The sequence below is a fragment of the Massilia sp. IC2-476 genome (assembly GCF_020707295.1).
Lineage (GTDB): Bacteria > Pseudomonadota > Gammaproteobacteria > Burkholderiales > Burkholderiaceae_D > Telluria.
The window spans coordinates 128134-143047 of record NZ_JAJFER010000001.1; the positions used below are offsets into that span (position 1 = coordinate 128134).

Consider the following 14914-nt stretch of genomic DNA (forward strand, 5'->3'; position numbering starts at 1 on the left):
CGCAAACCACAGCTCGCCTGCAACTCCGACAATGGCCCTGAGCCCATCACGGAGGATTGCATGATCCGCATCATCCACGCCCTGCTCGCGCTGGCCGCGCTGTGCACCAGCGTGCCGGCGCTTGCTACCAACAACTACCCGGTGATCCTGGTCCACGGCTTCCTCGGCTTCGGTCCCGACACCTTTGAACATAGCGGCTTCAACTACTGGGGCGGCTATGGCGACATCGCCTCGCACATGCAGGTCTACCGCGGCCCGCGCACGGTGTTCGCGGCCGTGGTCGGCCCGGTGAGTTCCAACTGGGACCGCGCGGCCGACCTGTATGCCCAGATCAAGGGCGGCTGCGTCGACTACGGCGCCGCCCACGTGCGCAAATACGGCCTGCCCGGCCAGCAGCAGAAACCCGCCGGCAAGTGCTGGGCCGCCGATCCGAAGAACAATCCAGAGAACTACCCGCTGGCGCTCTACCCCGCTTGGGACGCCCGGCACCCGATCCACTTCATCGGCCACAGCCAGGGCGGCACCACCATCCGCGCCCTCGTCGAACTGCTGGAACACGGCTCGCCCGAGGACGAAGGCGGCCACGAACTGTTCAAGGGCGGCAAGGTGGGCTGGGTGCGCAGCGTGACCACGATCTCGACCCCGCACAACGGCACCACCTTCGCCGACGCCGTACTGAACGTGGTGCCGCCGCTGCAGACGCCCCTCGGCGACCTGCTCAAGAACCGCTGGGCCAACTGGGAGCTGTCACCGGACGGCGCGCGCGAATTCAACACCTGGGCCCGCACCTCGCCGCACATCTATTACTACGCGATCGGGACGGTAGCGACCGAAGCCGGCGCCTGGTGCTGCAACGGCACCGATCGTGTCGTGGCGCCGATCCAGACCACCCTTTACCAGTACCCGCGCACCGACATGATCCCCGGCTTCAAGGCCACGGCCGGCGAATGGATCGTGCCCTCGGTGCTGCAGCACGGGCTGGGCGGCTATACGCAGCAGGGGGCGGGTCGGGTCTGGATCGACAGCGACTGGTTTGCCAATGACGGGGTGGTGAATACGGTGAGCATGCGGGCGCCCGGCGGGCATCCGGTGCGGGAGTTCGACGGCAAGTCGGTGAAGGGGGTGTGGAACTTCCTGGGGAATTACCGGGGGTATGACCACTTCGATATTCTGAACTGGCCCAATCCGGGGCCGTCGGCGAATCCGGTGTATGAGCGGATTAGTGACATCATTTTTGACTTATAGGTCAGTTCGCGCTTGCTCTCTAACCACCAGCCCCAAGACCGTCATCCCGGCGCAGGCCGGGATCCAAGTTCGTCGAATAGCGCTGGCGCTTCGCGGATGCATCGTGGCTAATCAAAGCAAGTTGGATCCCGGCCTGCGCCGGGATGACGACTCAAGAGCTGGTGGCGGGGATCGAGAGCCGGGCATGCAAGCTACTCAATGCACGCTGCGCAGCCCCCGCGCCAGATCCGACAAGCGATACGGCTTGCTCACGAACGTGAAATCCCCCAGCCGGTACTGTTCCAGCTTGAGCGCCGGCTGCGGATACCCCGAGGCCAGCATCACCTTAATGTTCGGGTAGTTCTCGCGCGTGTACTCGGCCAGCTCGATGCCGTTCACGCCGTTCGGCATGACGATGTCGGTGAACAGGATGTCCACGTCGCGACTGGCCAGCACGTTCATCGCTTCGAGACCGGTGGCCGCGGTGGTGACTTCGTAGCCCATGCTCATGAACAGGGCCGACGCCACGTCCAGCAGGTCCGGTTCGTCCTCGACGATCAGGACCGTCTCCGAGTCGCCGTGCGCGGCTTCGCGGTCCTGGCTGCTCACCATCGGCAGGTAGATCGTGATCGAGGTCCCCTCCCCCAGCGTGCTCTGGATGACCACCTCGCCGCCCGACTGCTTGATGAAGCCGTACACCTGCGACAGGCCCAGGCCCGTCCCCTTGCCGGTTTCCTTGGTCGTGTAGAAGGGTTCGAAAGCGCGCTGCACGGTTTCCGGCGACATGCCGGTGCCGGTGTCGGTCACCGAGACGCACACATAGGGCCCGCGCGCCAGTCCCGGCACCTCGCCTTCGCGCAGCGTGACCGGCGCCGTGTCCAGGCTCAGTTTGCCGCCCTCGGGCATGGCGTCGCGCGCGTTCACGACCAGGTTCAGCAGGGCCGACTCGAAGCGGGCGCCGTCGACCACTGCGCTGCCGGCCTGCGGGTCGAGGTTGAAGTCGAACTCGATGCCGGTATGGCCGGCGCGCCGCAGCACCGACTCGAAGCCCGAGATCAGGCGGTTGATGCTGCGCGTTTCCGGCTGCAGCGGCTGCTGGCGCGCAAAGGCGAGCAGCTGCTGGGTGAGCGTGGCGCCGCGGTCGATCGCGCGCCGCATGCTGTCCAGGGTCTTGGCGTCGCTGCCGCCCTGGCGGCTCATGCTCAGTACCTCGAGGCCGCTGGCCAGCACCGACAACAGGTTGTTGAAGTCGTGCGCGACGCCGCCGGTGAGCTGGCCGATCGATTCCATCTTCTGCGACTGGAACAGCGCCAGCTGCGCCTGCTCCAGCGCTTCCTCGGTGCGCTTCTTCTCGGTGAGGTCGCGCGTGATCTTGGCGAAGCCCAGCAGCTCGCCGGCGTCGTCGTGGACGGCGTCGATGATGACGTGGGCCCAGAAGCGGGTGCCGTCCTTGCGCACGCGCCAGCCCTCGGACTCGTAGCGGCCTTCGCGCGCGGCGGTGCCGAGGGCGCGCTCAGGCATGCCGCCGGCGCGGTCTTCCTCGCTATAGAAGCGCGAGAAGTGGCTGCCCAGGATCTCTTCCAGCGAGTAGCCCTTGATGCGCTCGGCGCCGACATTCCAGTTGGTCACCAGGCCTTCAGGCGAGAGCATGTAGATGGCGTAGTCGGTGACGCCCTGCACCAGCAGCCGGAAGCGCTGCTCGCTCTCGCGCAGCGCATCCTCGGCCAGCTTGCGCTGGGTGACGTCGCGGGTGATCTTGGCATAGCCCAGGTGGTTGCGGTGCTCGTCGTAGATCGGGTCAATCACCACGTGGGCCCAGAAGCGGGTGCCGTCCTTGCGCACGCGCCAGCCCTCGGCCTCGTACTTGCCATGCTCGAGGGCGTGCGCCAGCGCGCGCGCCGGCAGGCCGCTCTCGCGGTCTTCCGGCGTGTAGAAGCGCGAGAAGTGCTCGCGCAGGATTTCATGCGGCTGGTAGCCCTTGAAGCGCTGCGCGCCGGCATTCCAGCTGGCGATGTGGCCGGACGGATCCAGCATGTAGATGGCGTAGTCGCTGATGCCTGCAATGAGGTACTGGAACCGTTGCTCTTCGGTCAGCGGCGGCTTGCTGGGGTGTTGCGTATTCATGAGCCGGGGCACTTCCATGATGGTGCGGCAAATATCCTATCATAGCCTTACTCAGCAATATCAGCCGCGCGCTTGACACGGTATTGACTTGTATAGTCAAGTGCAACGTTGGAAATTGCGCTACTGCCCGTTCGATCTGTCGGATTTGACGTTACAATGCTGAATTGTATCTTTCCGCTGGCCTCCCGTTGCACATGACCCAGGCACCCACCAATCACCTCGACCTCAGCCGCTGCGCGGACGAACCGATCCGTACGCCGGGCAGCATCCAGCCGCATGGCTTCATGCTGACGCTGTCGCAGGCCCTCAGGGTGCAGCAGGCCAGCGCCAACCTCGAAAGCTGGGTCGGCATCCCGGCGCAGCACGTGGTCGGCCAGCCGCTGTCCGAGGTGGTAGGCGAGGCCGCTGCGGCCCGCATCGCCGCCGACATCGAGGCCAATCCGATCGCTTCGCGCCCGGTCTACCTCGGCACCGTGACGCCCCCGAACGGCGCTCACTTCGACGTGCTGGCCCATGCTTGGGACAGCCTGCTGATCCTCGAATTCGAAGCGGTCGACCGGCGCCGCGCCGCCGACTTCCGCAACCTGTATCCGCTGATCGGCGACTTCCTGGTCAAGGTCAACCAGTCCGCCACGATTCCCGAACTGTCGGAACTGGCCGCGCGCCACGTGCGCGCGGTGACCGGCTACGGCCGGGTGATGGTTTACCAGTTCGACGCCGACGGCCACGGCCGCGTGCTGGCCGAATCGAAAGAAGACGGCTACGACTCCTACCTCGGCCAGCACTTCCCGGCCAGCGACGTGCCGGCCCAGGCGCGCGCCCTGTACACGCTGTCACCGATCCGCCTGATCCAGGACGCCAACTATGAGCCGGCGGCCCTGGTGCCCGAGCTCAATCCGATCACGGGCCGGCGCAACGACCTGTCCTTCGCGGCCCTGCGCAGCGTCTCGCCGATCCACCTGCAGTACATGCGCAACATGGGCACGCTGGCCTCGATGTCGGTCTCGCTGATCGTCAAGGGCCAGCTGTGGGGCCTGATCTCCTGCCACAACGCGACGCCCTGCCCGGTCCCGGTCGACAAGCGCACCGCCTGCGAACAGCTGGGCCAGATCCTGGCGCTGTGCATCGAGTCGCGCGAGGACGCCAGCGAGCTGCAGTTCCGCCTCGACGTACGCCGCATCATGGTCGAGATGCTGGGTCACCTGACCAAGGGCGCCGACTTCCTCGAGAACCTGAGCGGCGTGTTCCCCGAGCTGCTGCGCTTCGGGCGCGCGGGCGGGGTCGCGATCGTGGTCGACGACCGCGTGCTGACCTACGGCGACACCCCGGACGAGCCGCAGATCCGGGCGCTGGCCTCATGGCTGTCGGTGCACGGCCACAGCGAAGTGTTCCATACCGACCAACTGAAGGATGTTTATCCGGCGGGCGCCGACATGGTGCGCAACGCCAGCGGCCTGCTGGCGCTGCCGATCTCGCGCATCCACCAGCACTACCTGCTGTGGTTCCGCCCGGAGGTGGTGCAGACCATCGAATGGGCCGGCAACCCGCACGGCAAGCTGGCCTCGCCCAGCGACCCGACCCAGCTCACGCCGCGCCTGAGCTTCCAGGCCTGGCGCGAGACCATCCACGGCCGCAGCCTGCCCTGGCACGTGGCCGAGGTCGAGCTGACGGTCGAATTCCGCACCGCGCTGCTCGGCATCGCGCTCGAGCGCGCCGAACAGATGGCCGAGCTGGCCGAGGAACTGGGCCGCGCCAACAAGGAACTGGAAGCCTTCTCGTACTCGGTCTCGCACGACCTGCGCGCGCCGCTGCGCCACATCGTCGGATTCTCCGACCTCCTGATCGAATCGGGCGGCGCGGAAGACCCGGAGCGGCGCCAGCGCTTCCTCAAGAACATCAAGGAATCGGCGCGCCTGGCCGGCAAGCTGGTGGACGACCTGCTGTCGTTCTCGCAGATGGGCCGCGCCGCGCTGCGTCCGACCACGGTCGACATGAACGACCTGGTCGCGGCCTGCATCGACAAGCTCGGCATGGAAATGCAGGGACGTAACGTCGACTGGCACATCGAGCCGCTGCCCACCGTGTGGGCCGACCCGACCTTCCTGCACCTGGCGGTATTCAACCTGCTGTCGAACGCGGTGAAGTTTACCGGCGCGCGCGACCCGGCGGTCATCACCATCACCTCCGAAGAGAACGCCGACTTCACGATCTTCCACGTGGCCGACAACGGCGCCGGCTTCAACATGGAGTACGTGCACAAGCTGTTCGGCGTGTTCCAGCGCCTGCACCGCATGGAAGACTTCCAGGGCACCGGCATCGGCCTGGCCAACGTGCGCCGCATCGTCGAGCGCCACAACGGCCAGGTCTGGGCCGCGTCCGTCCCGGGAGAAGGCGCGACCTTCTCCTTCAGTATCCCGAAACATCCATCCCACTGAGGCCAAGAATGCTCAAGCCCATCCTCCTCGTCGAAGACAATCCGAACGACCTCGAACTGACCCTGATCGCGCTGGCCAAGAGCCAGCTGGCGAACGAGGTGGTGGTCGTGCGCGACGGCGCGGAGGCGCTCGACTACCTGCACCGCCGCGGCGAATTCCGCCAGCGCGTGGTGGGCAACCCGGCCGTGATCCTGCTCGACCTGAAGCTGCCCAAGGTGGATGGCCTGGAAGTGCTGAAGGAAATCCGTGAGACCGAGGCGCTCAAGAGCATCCCGGTGGTGATGCTGACCTCTTCGAAAGAAGAGCAGGACGTCATCCGCAGCTACGAACTGGGCGTGAACGCCTACGTGGTCAAGCCGGTGGACTTTGCCGAATTCGTGCGCGCAATCGCCGACCTCGGGATCTTCTGGGCGGTCCTGAACGAACCGCCGCCGGGCTCGCGCCGTTACGTCAAGCCCAAGTGAGCTGGCCGGCCTGAAGCGCCGGCATGCTGTCCGCGCTTCGCGCGGCGCAGCAGGTGACGGATGCGCGCGCTCAGCGCGTCTGGATGGTAGGGCTTCTGCAGCAGGTGCACCGACGCGTCCAGCTTGCCTTCGTGCGTCAGCACGCCTTCGGCATAGCCCGAGGTGTACAGCACCTGCGCATACGGCAGCCGGCGGCGCACGATCTCGCCCAGCTGCAGGCTGCTGACCGGCCCCGGCATGATCACGTCGGAAAACACCAGGTCGATGTGGCGGCCGCTCTCGATGATCTTCACCGCCGCCTGCGCGTCCTCCGCCTCCAGCACGTCGTAACCCAGCGCTGACAGGATGCCGCAGGTCGAGCTGCGCACGTCCGGCTCGTCCTCGACTACCAGGATGGTCTCCAGGCCGCCGGCCAGCGGCGCGCTGTGCACGGGTTCAAGCGCGGCGGGCGCCGCGTCGCTGCGCGGCAGGTAGATGCGCACGCTGGTGCCCTGCCCGACCTCGCTGCGCAGCACGATCTCGCCGCCCGACTGCTTCACGAAGCCATAGGCCATCGACAGGCCCAGGCCCGTGCCCTGCCCGGTCGGCTTGGTGGTGAAGAAGGGTTCGAAGGCGCGCTGCAGGACTTCCTGCGGCATGCCCTTGCCGGTATCACGTACCTCGATCATCACGAAATTCCCCTGCGGGACTTCGGGCGGCAGCTCGGGACCGGCATTGACGTTACAGGCGCGGATCGTCAGGGTGCCGCTGCCCGCCATGGCGTCGCGCGCGTTGATGGCCAGGTTCAGCAGCACGTTGTTGAGCTGGTTGGGGTCGACCATGGTGCTGCCCAGGCCCGGTTCGATCTCGGTGACGACACGCGCGCTGGGGCCGAGCACGCGGCGCATCATGTCGTCCATTTCGCGCAGCAGGTGGCCGGGATCGACCACCACCGACTGCAGCGGCTGGCGGCGCGCGAAGGCCAGCAGGTGCGCGGCCAGCTTGGCGCCGCGCTCGACGCCCGACAGGGCCATGTCGACGCGGCTCCTGGCGCTGTCGTTCAGGTTGCCGACCAGCTTGAGCAGCTGCAGGTTGCCGCCGATGATCTGCAGGACGTTGTTGAAGTCGTGGGCGACGCCGCCGGTGAGCTGGCCGATCGCTTCCATCTTTTGCGCCTGGTGCAGTGCCGACTGGCTGGCGGCCAGCTGCTCCTGGCTCACGCGCAGCGAAGCAAACGCGGCGTCGCGCTGGCGCCGCGCGATGCAGGCGCCGCTGTGGTAGCGCACGCGCGCCACCAGCTCGCGCGGGTCGGGCCACTTGACTAGGTAATCGTTGGCGCCGGCGGCAAAGGCGCGCGCCTTGATGTCGGGATCGTCTTCGGAGGACAGCACGATGACGGGAAGGTCTTCGGTGTCTGGATGGGCGCGCAGGCGCGCGGTGACCTCGAAACCGTCGAGGTCGGGCATGCGCAGGTCGACCAGCACGACCGTGGCCTTGACCTCGCGCGCCACGTCCACCGCGCGCGCCGGGCTCGACTCGTAACATAGGGTGTGACCGACGCAGCCCTGCAGTCCGTGCGCGATGATGTCCTGCGCAAAGGGTTCATCATCGATGAGGAGAACGGAACATTCTGGGCGATCGTCAATCATTGCGGCAGGCTCACTGATGCGTCACGATCTTGCAAAAAGGTAAGCATTGATTCTACTACATTACCGCGCGCACGCGCACATTTAACAATTCTGAACAGTGCGCGCGTCTTTACACGGCGTCGATCTTGTAAAGTGACGAATCTGCCGCCATGTTTCCGGCATGCCCAAACGCCGCCCGGAACCGATCAGCGATGAGCCAGTGCCCGACGCCCACTGCCCCCTGTGCGGCCGTCTGCTCGGGACCCTCAACATCGACCGCCACCACCTGATCCCGAAGACCTTCAAGGGCAAGGAACAGTTCCCGATCCATAAGATCTGCCACCGCAAGATCCATTCGGCCTTCACCGAGCGCGAGCTGCTGCAGACCTATCACACCTGGGACGCCCTGCGCGAACACGAGGACATCCGCAGCTTCATCGACTGGGTGGCGAAGAAGCCGTCCGACTTCTATACTCGTACCTATACCTCGAACAAGAAGAAGTACCGCTAGCACCATGCGCAGGAGCTCGCCATGCAGGTCGACTGGGCCCACTTTACACCCTGGAGTTCGCTCGCGGGCGGTCTGCTGATCGGCGCCGGCGTCGCCCTGTGCGTGCTGCTGGCCGGGCGCGTGGCCGGGATCAGCGGCATCGTCGGCGGTCTGCTGCGTCCGCGCCCGGGCGAGACCGGCTGGCGCCTGGCCTTCCTGGCCGGCCTGCTGGCCGCCCCGCTGGCCTGGGGCCTGTTCGCGCCCTTGCCCATGGGCCGCGTCGAGGCCGGCCTGCCGCTGCTGGCGCACGCCGGCCTGCTGGTCGGCGTCGGCACCCGCTACGGCTCCGGCTGCACCAGCGGCCATGGCATCTGCGGCCTGTCGCGCGGCTCGCCGCGCTCGGTCGCCGCCACCCTTGCCTTCATGGCGGCCGGCTTCGCTACCGTCTACCTGGCGCGCCACCTGCTGCCATGAAGCTCGTCTTCGTCCTCCTTGCCGGCTTCGTGTTCGGCACCGGACTGGTGATGTCAGGCCTGGCCGATCCCGCCAAGGTGCTCGCCTTCCTCGACCTGGCAGGCAGGTGGGACCCGTCGCTGCTGTTCACCATGGGCGGCGCGCTGCTGGTGGCCTGGCCGGCCTTTGCCTGGGCCAGCCGGCGCGGCCGCACCCTGGCGGGCGGCCCGCTGCACCTGCCGCAGAAAGGGAATGTCGATCGCCGCCTCATACTCGGCAGCCTGGTGTTCGGCATCGGCTGGGGACTGGCTGGCTATTGTCCCGGACCGGCGGTGGTCTCGCTGGCCTGGGGCGGGGTCAAGCCCTTGATGTTCGTGGGCGCCATGATCGCCGGGATGGCTTTATACGAGCTGCTTGAAAAAAGGCGCTGAGCAGGCTTTTCCTTGACAAGACCAGGCGCACCGGATTTCATCATGAGCAAGTTCAACAACAGGCTTGCCGATGGAATTCAACGACTATCTCCAGCATGACGCCACCGCCCTGGCCGCCCTCGTCGCCCGTGGCGAGGTGAGTCCGCAGGAACTGCTGGATGCCGCGCTGGCGCGCCAGGCCCGGGTACACGGCCGGGTCAACGCGGTGGTGCGGCTGATGGAGGACGAAGCGCGGCGCCAGTTGCAAGGTCCGCTGCAGGGTCCCTTCGCCGGCGTGCCCTTCCTGCTCAAGGACACGCTGCAGGATTACGCCGGCCTGCCCACCACCAACGCCAGCCGCGCCATGCGCGCCCACGTCCCGCAGCAGCATGCGGCGGTGGTGCGGCGCTATCTTGGCGCCGGCCTGGTCGTCTTCGGCAAGACCAACCTGCCCGAGTTCGCACTCAAGGGCGTGACCGATCCCGAGCTGTTCGGCCGCACCAGCAATCCCTGGAACCTGGGCCACACGCCGGGCGGCTCGAGCGGCGGCGCGGCCGCGGCGGTAGCGGCAGGCATTGTGCCGATGGCGGCCGGGAACGACGGCGGCGGCTCGATCCGCATCCCTGCCGCCTGCTGCGGCCTGTTCGGGCTGCGGCCCTCGCGCGGACGGGTCTCAAGCGGCCCGGACGTGGGCGAAGTCTGGTTCGGCGCCTCCAGCGAAGGCGTGCTGTCGCGCAGCGTGCGCGATTCGGCACGCGCGCTCGACCTGCTGCAGGGCGCCGAGCCAGGCGATCCCTTCGTCATCGCCCCGCCCGCCGCGCCCTACGCGGAACTGATGCGGCGCGATCCAGGCCGCCTGCGCATCGGCTTCACGGCCGCGTCGCCGATCGGTACCGAGGTACATCCGGAAGCCGTGGCCGCCGTGCGCCATGCGGCCAGGCTGCTGCAGGGATTGGGACATGAGGTGGAAGAAGCCGCGCCCGAGATCGACGGCGCGGCGCTGGCCACCAGCTACCTGCACGTCTACTTCGGCCAGGTGCCCTCGCTGGTGGCACGCATGCGGGCGCTGGGCGCCAGTGGCGGCGAGCCGGAGCTCATGACGCGCCTGCTGGTCACGCTCGGCAGCGCGATCAAGGCGCCGGCATTGACGACCCAGCTGGCGCAGTGGAACGGCTTTGCACGGGCGCTCGGGCGCTTTCACCAACGTTACGACATGCTGCTCACGCCGACGCTGGCGCACCCGCCAATCAGGCACGGCACCGGCGACCTGCCGCCGGCGCAGCAGGCGCTACTGGGCTTCCTGCAGCGCACCGGCATGCTCGGCCTGCTGGCGCGCCTGGGCCTGCTCGACAGCACGGTGCAGCAAATCGCACGCGACAACCTGCGCTACGTGCCCTTCACCCAGCTGTCGAACCTGACGGGAACGCCCTCGATGTCGGTGCCACTGCACTGGACGGAAGACGGGCTGCCGCTGGGCGTGCAGTTCGTGGCACCCTTCGGGGCGGAAGACCGGCTGCTGCAGCTGGCGCACCAGCTGGAAGAAGCCCAGCACTGGTTCGAGCGCCTGCCCGCCATGACGCGCGACGAATAACTGACAGGTAGACCGACCTGCCGCGTGAACGATTGCAGCAGCAGGTCCAAATAAAAAAGGGCCGCGTCTAAACGCGGCCCTTCGTATTTTGGCTCCCCGACCTGGACTCGAACCAGGGACCTGCGGATTAACAGTCCGTCGCTCTACCGACTGAGCTATCAGGGAAAAGAGGCCGCATTATAGCGAGCGCTTTTGGATTTGACCAGTGCTTTTCGTAAAGTAGTTGGGTCGGCGACGGGCGATCGGCGCCTTTGCTATAGTCGTCACTTTGCTTTCCGATCAAGACCATGACAACGCCTCGCCTCTTCGGTACGCCGCTCTCCCCTTCCGCCACCAAGGTCATGCTGCTCGGCTCCGGCGAGCTCGGCAAGGAAGTGATCATCGCCCTGCAGCGCCTTGGCGTGGAAACCATCGCGGTCGACCGCTACCCCAGCGCGCCCGGCCACCAGGTGGCCCACCGCGCCCATGTGATCGACATGACCGACGGCGCCGCCCTGTCGGCCCTGATCGCGCTGGAAAAGCCGGATCTCGTGGTGCCGGAAATCGAAGCCATCGCTACCGAGACCCTGTTCGCGCTGGAGCAAAGCGGCAAGATCACCTGCATCCCGACCGCGCGCGCCGCCATGCTGACCATGAACCGCGAAGGCATTCGCCGCCTAGCCGCCGAAGAGCTCGGCCTGCCGACCTCGCCCTACCGCTTCGCCAGCAGCCTGGAAGAGCTGCAGCAGGCCTGCGCCGCGGTGGGCTTTCCCTGCGTGGTAAAGCCGGTGATGTCCTCGTCTGGCAAGGGCCAGTCCAAGCTCGACAGCGCAGCCGAGGTCGCAGCAGCCTGGGAATACGCGGCCGTCGGCGGGCGCGTCGATGCCGGCCGTGTGATCGCGGAAGGCTTCATCGACTTCGACTACGAAATCACGCTGCTTACGGTGCGCTCGATCGGCGCCGATGGCGAGATCGAAACCAGCTTCTGCGCGCCGATCGGCCACAAGCAGGTGCAGGGAGACTACGTCGAATCCTGGCAGCCGCACCCCATGACGCCCGTCGCGCTGGAACGCGCGCGCGACATCGCGGCCAAGGTGACGGCCGACCTGGGCGGCTGCGGCGTGTTCGGGGTCGAGCTGTTCGTCAAGGACGACATGGTGTGGTTCTCGGAAGTGAGCCCGCGCCCGCACGACACCGGCATGGTGACCATGGCCAGCCAGGTGCAGAGCGAGTTCGAGCTGCACGCCAGGGCCGTGCTCGGCCTGCCGGTGGACGTGTCGCTGCGCGCACCGGGCGCCTCTGCCGTGATCTACGGCCAGCATGAGGCAGCAGGAATCGCTTTCGAAGGCGTGGCCGATGCGCTGCGCGTGCCGGGCGCCGACCTGCGCTTGTTCGGCAAGCCCGAGTCCTTCGCACGCCGCCGCATGGGGGTTGCGCTGGCGACCGCGGACGATGTCGAGACGGCGCGCCAGCGGGCGCTGGAAGCGGCATCGCGCGTCAAGCCCGTGGTGCGCTGAGCAGGCTGACAAGAGCGTAAATTCCGGCGGTGTGGCGCCTGCTCACATCGCCGCTTTCCTGTCACGAGGAATGACCTTGCCCGAGGCGCAGCAAAACAAAAAGGGCCGCATTCACATGCGGCCCTTCGAATTCTGGCTCCCCGACCTGGACTCGAACCAGGGACCTGCGGATTAACAGTCCGTCGCTCTACCGACTGAGCTATCAGGGATTAGAGGCCGTATTATAGCAGCGCTTTTCGATTTGGCGAAGCCCTGCGCTATCGAAAAGCAACTTTTCTTACGGCGATGTGCGCTTGATAAGCTTTGCCAGCTCGTCCAGCACCAGCTGCGGCTCCGACATCTGCGGGAAATGGGCACTGCCCTGCGCGATCACGCGCTTGCACAGGGGCGACAGGCGCATCAGGGATTCCTGGTTGCGCGCCCGCTCGCGCTGGGCGTCGCCCGACACCATCCAGCGTGGCAGGCGCTTGCCGCCCGAGACGACAGTGATGGGAATCGCCGGGAACATGGGCGCCTCGGCGATCTCGGCCACGGTCTCGGCCTCGTTGCTGATCTCGTCGTTCGGATCGGGCGGCGAGAAACGGTCGAGCAGGCCCGCGACGGCGCGCTGCAGGCCGGAGCGATAGCGCTTCATGTTCAGCACGTCGTCGGGCGCAGTCGCCTCGAGGAACAGCACGCCGCAGGTTTCTGCCGGATAGACACGCGCGAACAGGTTGGCGTGCAGGCCGCCGAAGGAATGCCCGACCAGCAGGAAGGGCGGCTTGGCATCGATCTCGCGCAGCAGCGCGCGCAGCTGCAGCACCACGGTGGTGCCCATCTGCGCGTCGCGCGGACGGGCGCTGCCGCCGACGCCGGGCCGGTCGTAGGTGACGACCGTGCCCAGTGCTTCGATGCCGGGATACAGCTTGTGCCAGTTTTCCAGCGGCCCGCCGGCGCCGCTGAGCATGACGATGGTCGGACTCCCCTGCCCCGACCGGGAAAAGCGGAGCACCTGTCCTGAGACCGCGACCCTCTTGCTCGATGGAAGATGCTTCAACGTTTATTCCTGATGAGTAGACTATTGCCAGCGTAACCTGCCATCCCACTTTCCCGCAATACCTGAAGTTGGTACTGTGGGCAAACAAAAAGGCCACATCTTGCGATGTGGCCTTCCGGAATTCTGGCTCCCCGACCTGGACTCGAACCAGGGACCTGCGGATTAACAGTCCGTCGCTCTACCGACTGAGCTATCAGGGAATTGATGACAGCATTATATGTTTGCAGTGACACGGTGTCAAATTCAGGTCGTGTCGCACAAGCAGCTGCTGCTCTTCGGAACCAAGTTGAAACTGCGTTGGGTCAGTTCCGAAGAGCCAAGATTTTAAAGAACTTTGGCGACGGCGTCAACGACACGGTCGAGGTTGGTCGAGTTCAGGGCCGCAACGCAGATGCGGCCGGTGTCGACCGCATAGATCGACTGCTCGCGCAGCTTGCCCACCTGCTCCTTGGTCAGGCCCGAGTACGAGAACATGCCGACCTGCTCGCGCACGAATTCGAAGTCGCGGCCCGGGGCCTTTTCCTTCAGCTTCTCGACCATCAGGTTGCGCATTTCGCGGATGCGCACGCGCATGCCTGCCAGTTCCTCTTCCCACAGCTGGCGCAGTTCCGGGGTCGACAGCACCATCGCAACCACCTTGGCAGTATGAGTCGGCGGGTTCGAATAGTTGGTGCGGATCACGCGCTTCAGTTGCGACAGCACGCGCGCCGCTTCTTCACTGCTGGTAGCCACGATCGACAGCGCGCCGGCGCGTTCGCCGTACAGCGAGAAGGACTTCGAGAACGAGTTCGACACCAGCAGCGGGATGCCGGTCTCGGCGAAGCGGCGCACCACGGCGCCGTCTTCCGCGATGCCGGCGCCGAAGCCCTGGTAGGCCATGTCGAGGAAGGGTACCAGGCCATTGCCCACGACGGCTTCGATCACCTGGCTCCACTGCTCCTGCGTCAGGTCGGCGCCGGTCGGGTTGTGGCAGCAGGCGTGCAGCACCACGATCGCACCGCGCGGCATGGCGTTCAGGGCCGCCAGCATGCCGTCGAAATTCACGCCGTGGGTGCTTGGATCGTAATAGGTGTAGTTGTTGACGGCAAAGCCGGCGCCTTCGAACAGTGCGCGGTGGTTTTCCCAGCTCGGGTCGCTGATGTAGACATCGGATTCAGGCGAGAAACGCTTGAGGAAATCGGCGCCCAGCTTGAGCGCACCAGTGCCGCCCAGGGCCTGCACGGTAATCGCACGCTTCTCTTGAATTACGGCGCTGTCGGCCCCAAATACAAGCTCTTGCACGGCCTTGTCGTACGCCGCCAGCCCTTCGATCGGCAGGTAGGTACGCGGCGCCGGCTGCTCCATCAGCTTCGCTTCCGCCTTTTGCACGCACTGCAGCAAAGGAACCTTGCCATTATCGTCATAGTAGACGCCGACACCCAGGTTGATCTTGGCCGGGTTGGTATCGGCGTTGAATGCTTCGGTAATGCCCAGGATCGGGTCGCGGGGCGCCATGTCGATGGCGCCGAAGAGGCTGGCGGAGGCTGTGGAAGTCATCGTGATAAACTGAGTTTGTCGGTGGGTTCGCAGCGATTGTAATGAACG

At 66.2% G+C, this 14914-nt stretch carries 12 protein-coding genes and 3 tRNA genes; 8 read left to right on the plus strand and 7 right to left on the minus strand.

Annotated features, from left to right (window positions below):
- Positions 1-60 precede the first annotated feature (60 nt).
- On the plus strand, positions 61-1245 hold the full coding sequence (locus LK539_RS00620) for a triacylglycerol lipase (RefSeq protein ID WP_227798977.1): 1185 nt from the start codon (positions 61-63) through the stop codon (positions 1243-1245).
- Between the two features lie 195 nt (positions 1246-1440).
- Here LK539_RS00620 and LK539_RS00625 read toward each other — a convergent pair whose 3' ends face one another.
- The gene (locus LK539_RS00625) at positions 1441-3348 is read right to left on the minus strand and encodes a PAS domain-containing sensor histidine kinase (protein ID WP_227798978.1); all 1908 of its coding nucleotides are present in this window, start codon (positions 3346-3348) and stop codon (positions 1441-1443) included.
- A gap of 194 nt (positions 3349-3542) precedes the next feature.
- Between LK539_RS00625 and LK539_RS00630 the strand changes: the two genes are divergently transcribed.
- Entirely contained in the window at positions 3543-5783 is a 2241-nt protein-coding gene (locus LK539_RS00630) for an ATP-binding protein (protein WP_227798979.1), read from the plus strand.
- A gap of 8 nt (positions 5784-5791) precedes the next feature.
- Positions 5792-6247: a response regulator gene (locus LK539_RS00635; RefSeq protein ID WP_227798980.1), complete on the plus strand. Its 456-nt coding sequence runs from the start codon at positions 5792-5794 to the stop codon at positions 6245-6247.
- On the opposite strand, the gene LK539_RS00640 is transcribed toward LK539_RS00635, so the two are convergent.
- Positions 6229-7875: a response regulator gene (locus LK539_RS00640; RefSeq protein ID WP_227798981.1), complete on the minus strand. Its 1647-nt coding sequence runs from the start codon at positions 7873-7875 to the stop codon at positions 6229-6231. The two genes, LK539_RS00635 and LK539_RS00640, sit on opposite strands and share 19 nt — an antisense overlap.
- A 160-nt stretch (positions 7876-8035) precedes the next feature.
- Here LK539_RS00640 and LK539_RS00645 point away from each other — a divergent pair, with 160 nt between their 5' ends.
- The 4 genes from LK539_RS00645 (at position 8036) to LK539_RS00660 (ending at position 10798) form a co-directional block, all read left to right on the plus strand.
- A complete protein-coding gene (locus LK539_RS00645) occupies positions 8036-8365 on the plus strand; it encodes a hypothetical protein (RefSeq protein WP_227798982.1) in 330 nt (109 codons plus the stop codon).
- A gap of 21 nt (positions 8366-8386) precedes the next feature.
- Positions 8387-8818 (plus strand): YeeE/YedE family protein, encoded by a 432-nt coding sequence (locus tag LK539_RS00650; RefSeq protein WP_227798983.1) that lies wholly within the window; start codon positions 8387-8389, stop codon positions 8816-8818.
- The gene (locus LK539_RS00655) at positions 8815-9228 is read left to right on the plus strand and encodes a DUF6691 family protein (protein ID WP_227798984.1); all 414 of its coding nucleotides are present in this window, start codon (positions 8815-8817) and stop codon (positions 9226-9228) included. The genes LK539_RS00650 and LK539_RS00655 overlap by 4 nt, the downstream gene beginning before the upstream one ends.
- Before the next feature lie 70 nt (positions 9229-9298).
- A complete protein-coding gene (locus tag LK539_RS00660) occupies positions 9299-10798 on the plus strand; it encodes an amidase (RefSeq protein ID WP_227798985.1) in 1500 nt (499 codons plus the stop codon).
- An 89-nt stretch (positions 10799-10887) separates the two neighbouring features.
- On the opposite strand, the gene LK539_RS00665 is transcribed toward LK539_RS00660, so the two are convergent.
- Positions 10888-10963: transfer RNA gene (locus LK539_RS00665), tRNA-Asn, on the minus strand.
- A gap of 122 nt (positions 10964-11085) precedes the next feature.
- Here LK539_RS00665 and purT point away from each other — a divergent pair.
- Positions 11086-12294 carry a formate-dependent phosphoribosylglycinamide formyltransferase gene (gene purT / locus LK539_RS00670; protein ID WP_227798986.1) on the plus strand — a complete coding sequence of 403 codons (1209 nt, stop codon included), beginning with the start codon at positions 11086-11088 and terminating at the stop codon, positions 12292-12294.
- Positions 12295-12427: 133 nt separating this feature from the next.
- Here purT and LK539_RS00675 read toward each other — a convergent pair.
- The 4 genes from LK539_RS00675 to LK539_RS00690 all read right to left on the minus strand — a co-directional run bounded on the left by LK539_RS00675 (position 12428) and on the right by LK539_RS00690 (position 14866).
- A tRNA-Asn gene (locus LK539_RS00675) sits at positions 12428-12503 on the minus strand.
- 68 nt (positions 12504-12571) lie between these two features.
- Positions 12572-13240 (minus strand): alpha/beta fold hydrolase, encoded by a 669-nt coding sequence (locus LK539_RS00680; RefSeq protein WP_227798987.1) that lies wholly within the window; start codon positions 13238-13240, stop codon positions 12572-12574.
- A gap of 214 nt (positions 13241-13454) precedes the next feature.
- A tRNA-Asn gene (locus LK539_RS00685) sits at positions 13455-13530 on the minus strand.
- A 124-nt stretch (positions 13531-13654) separates the two neighbouring features.
- On the minus strand, positions 13655-14866 hold the full coding sequence (locus tag LK539_RS00690) for an amino acid aminotransferase (protein WP_227798988.1): 1212 nt from the start codon (positions 14864-14866) through the stop codon (positions 13655-13657).
- Between the last annotated feature and the right edge of the window lie 48 nt (positions 14867-14914).

Coding starts and splice junctions, on each gene's coding strand:
- LK539_RS00660 (WP_227798985.1), top strand. CDS start 9,299: ATGGAATTCAACGACTATCTCCAGCATGACGCCACCGCCCTGGCCGCC.
- LK539_RS00655 (WP_227798984.1), top strand. CDS start 8,815: ATGAAGCTCGTCTTCGTCCTCCTTGCCGGCTTCGTGTTCGGCACCGGA.
- LK539_RS00625 (WP_227798978.1), bottom strand. CDS start 3,348: ATGAATACGCAACACCCCAGCAAGCCGCCGCTGACCGAAGAGCAACGG.
- LK539_RS00680 (WP_227798987.1), bottom strand. CDS start 13,240: ATGCTCAGCGGCGCCGGCGGGCCGCTGGAAAACTGGCACAAGCTGTAT.
- LK539_RS00645 (WP_227798982.1), top strand. CDS start 8,036: ATGCCCAAACGCCGCCCGGAACCGATCAGCGATGAGCCAGTGCCCGAC.
- LK539_RS00640 (WP_227798981.1), bottom strand. CDS start 7,875: ATGATTGACGATCGCCCAGAATGTTCCGTTCTCCTCATCGATGATGAA.
- LK539_RS00620 (WP_227798977.1), top strand. CDS start 61: ATGATCCGCATCATCCACGCCCTGCTCGCGCTGGCCGCGCTGTGCACC.
- LK539_RS00690 (WP_227798988.1), bottom strand. CDS start 14,866: ATGACTTCCACAGCCTCCGCCAGCCTCTTCGGCGCCATCGACATGGCG.
- LK539_RS00630 (WP_227798979.1), top strand. CDS start 3,543: ATGACCCAGGCACCCACCAATCACCTCGACCTCAGCCGCTGCGCGGAC.
- purT (WP_227798986.1), top strand. CDS start 11,086: ATGACAACGCCTCGCCTCTTCGGTACGCCGCTCTCCCCTTCCGCCACC.
- LK539_RS00650 (WP_227798983.1), top strand. CDS start 8,387: ATGCAGGTCGACTGGGCCCACTTTACACCCTGGAGTTCGCTCGCGGGC.
- LK539_RS00635 (WP_227798980.1), top strand. CDS start 5,792: ATGCTCAAGCCCATCCTCCTCGTCGAAGACAATCCGAACGACCTCGAA.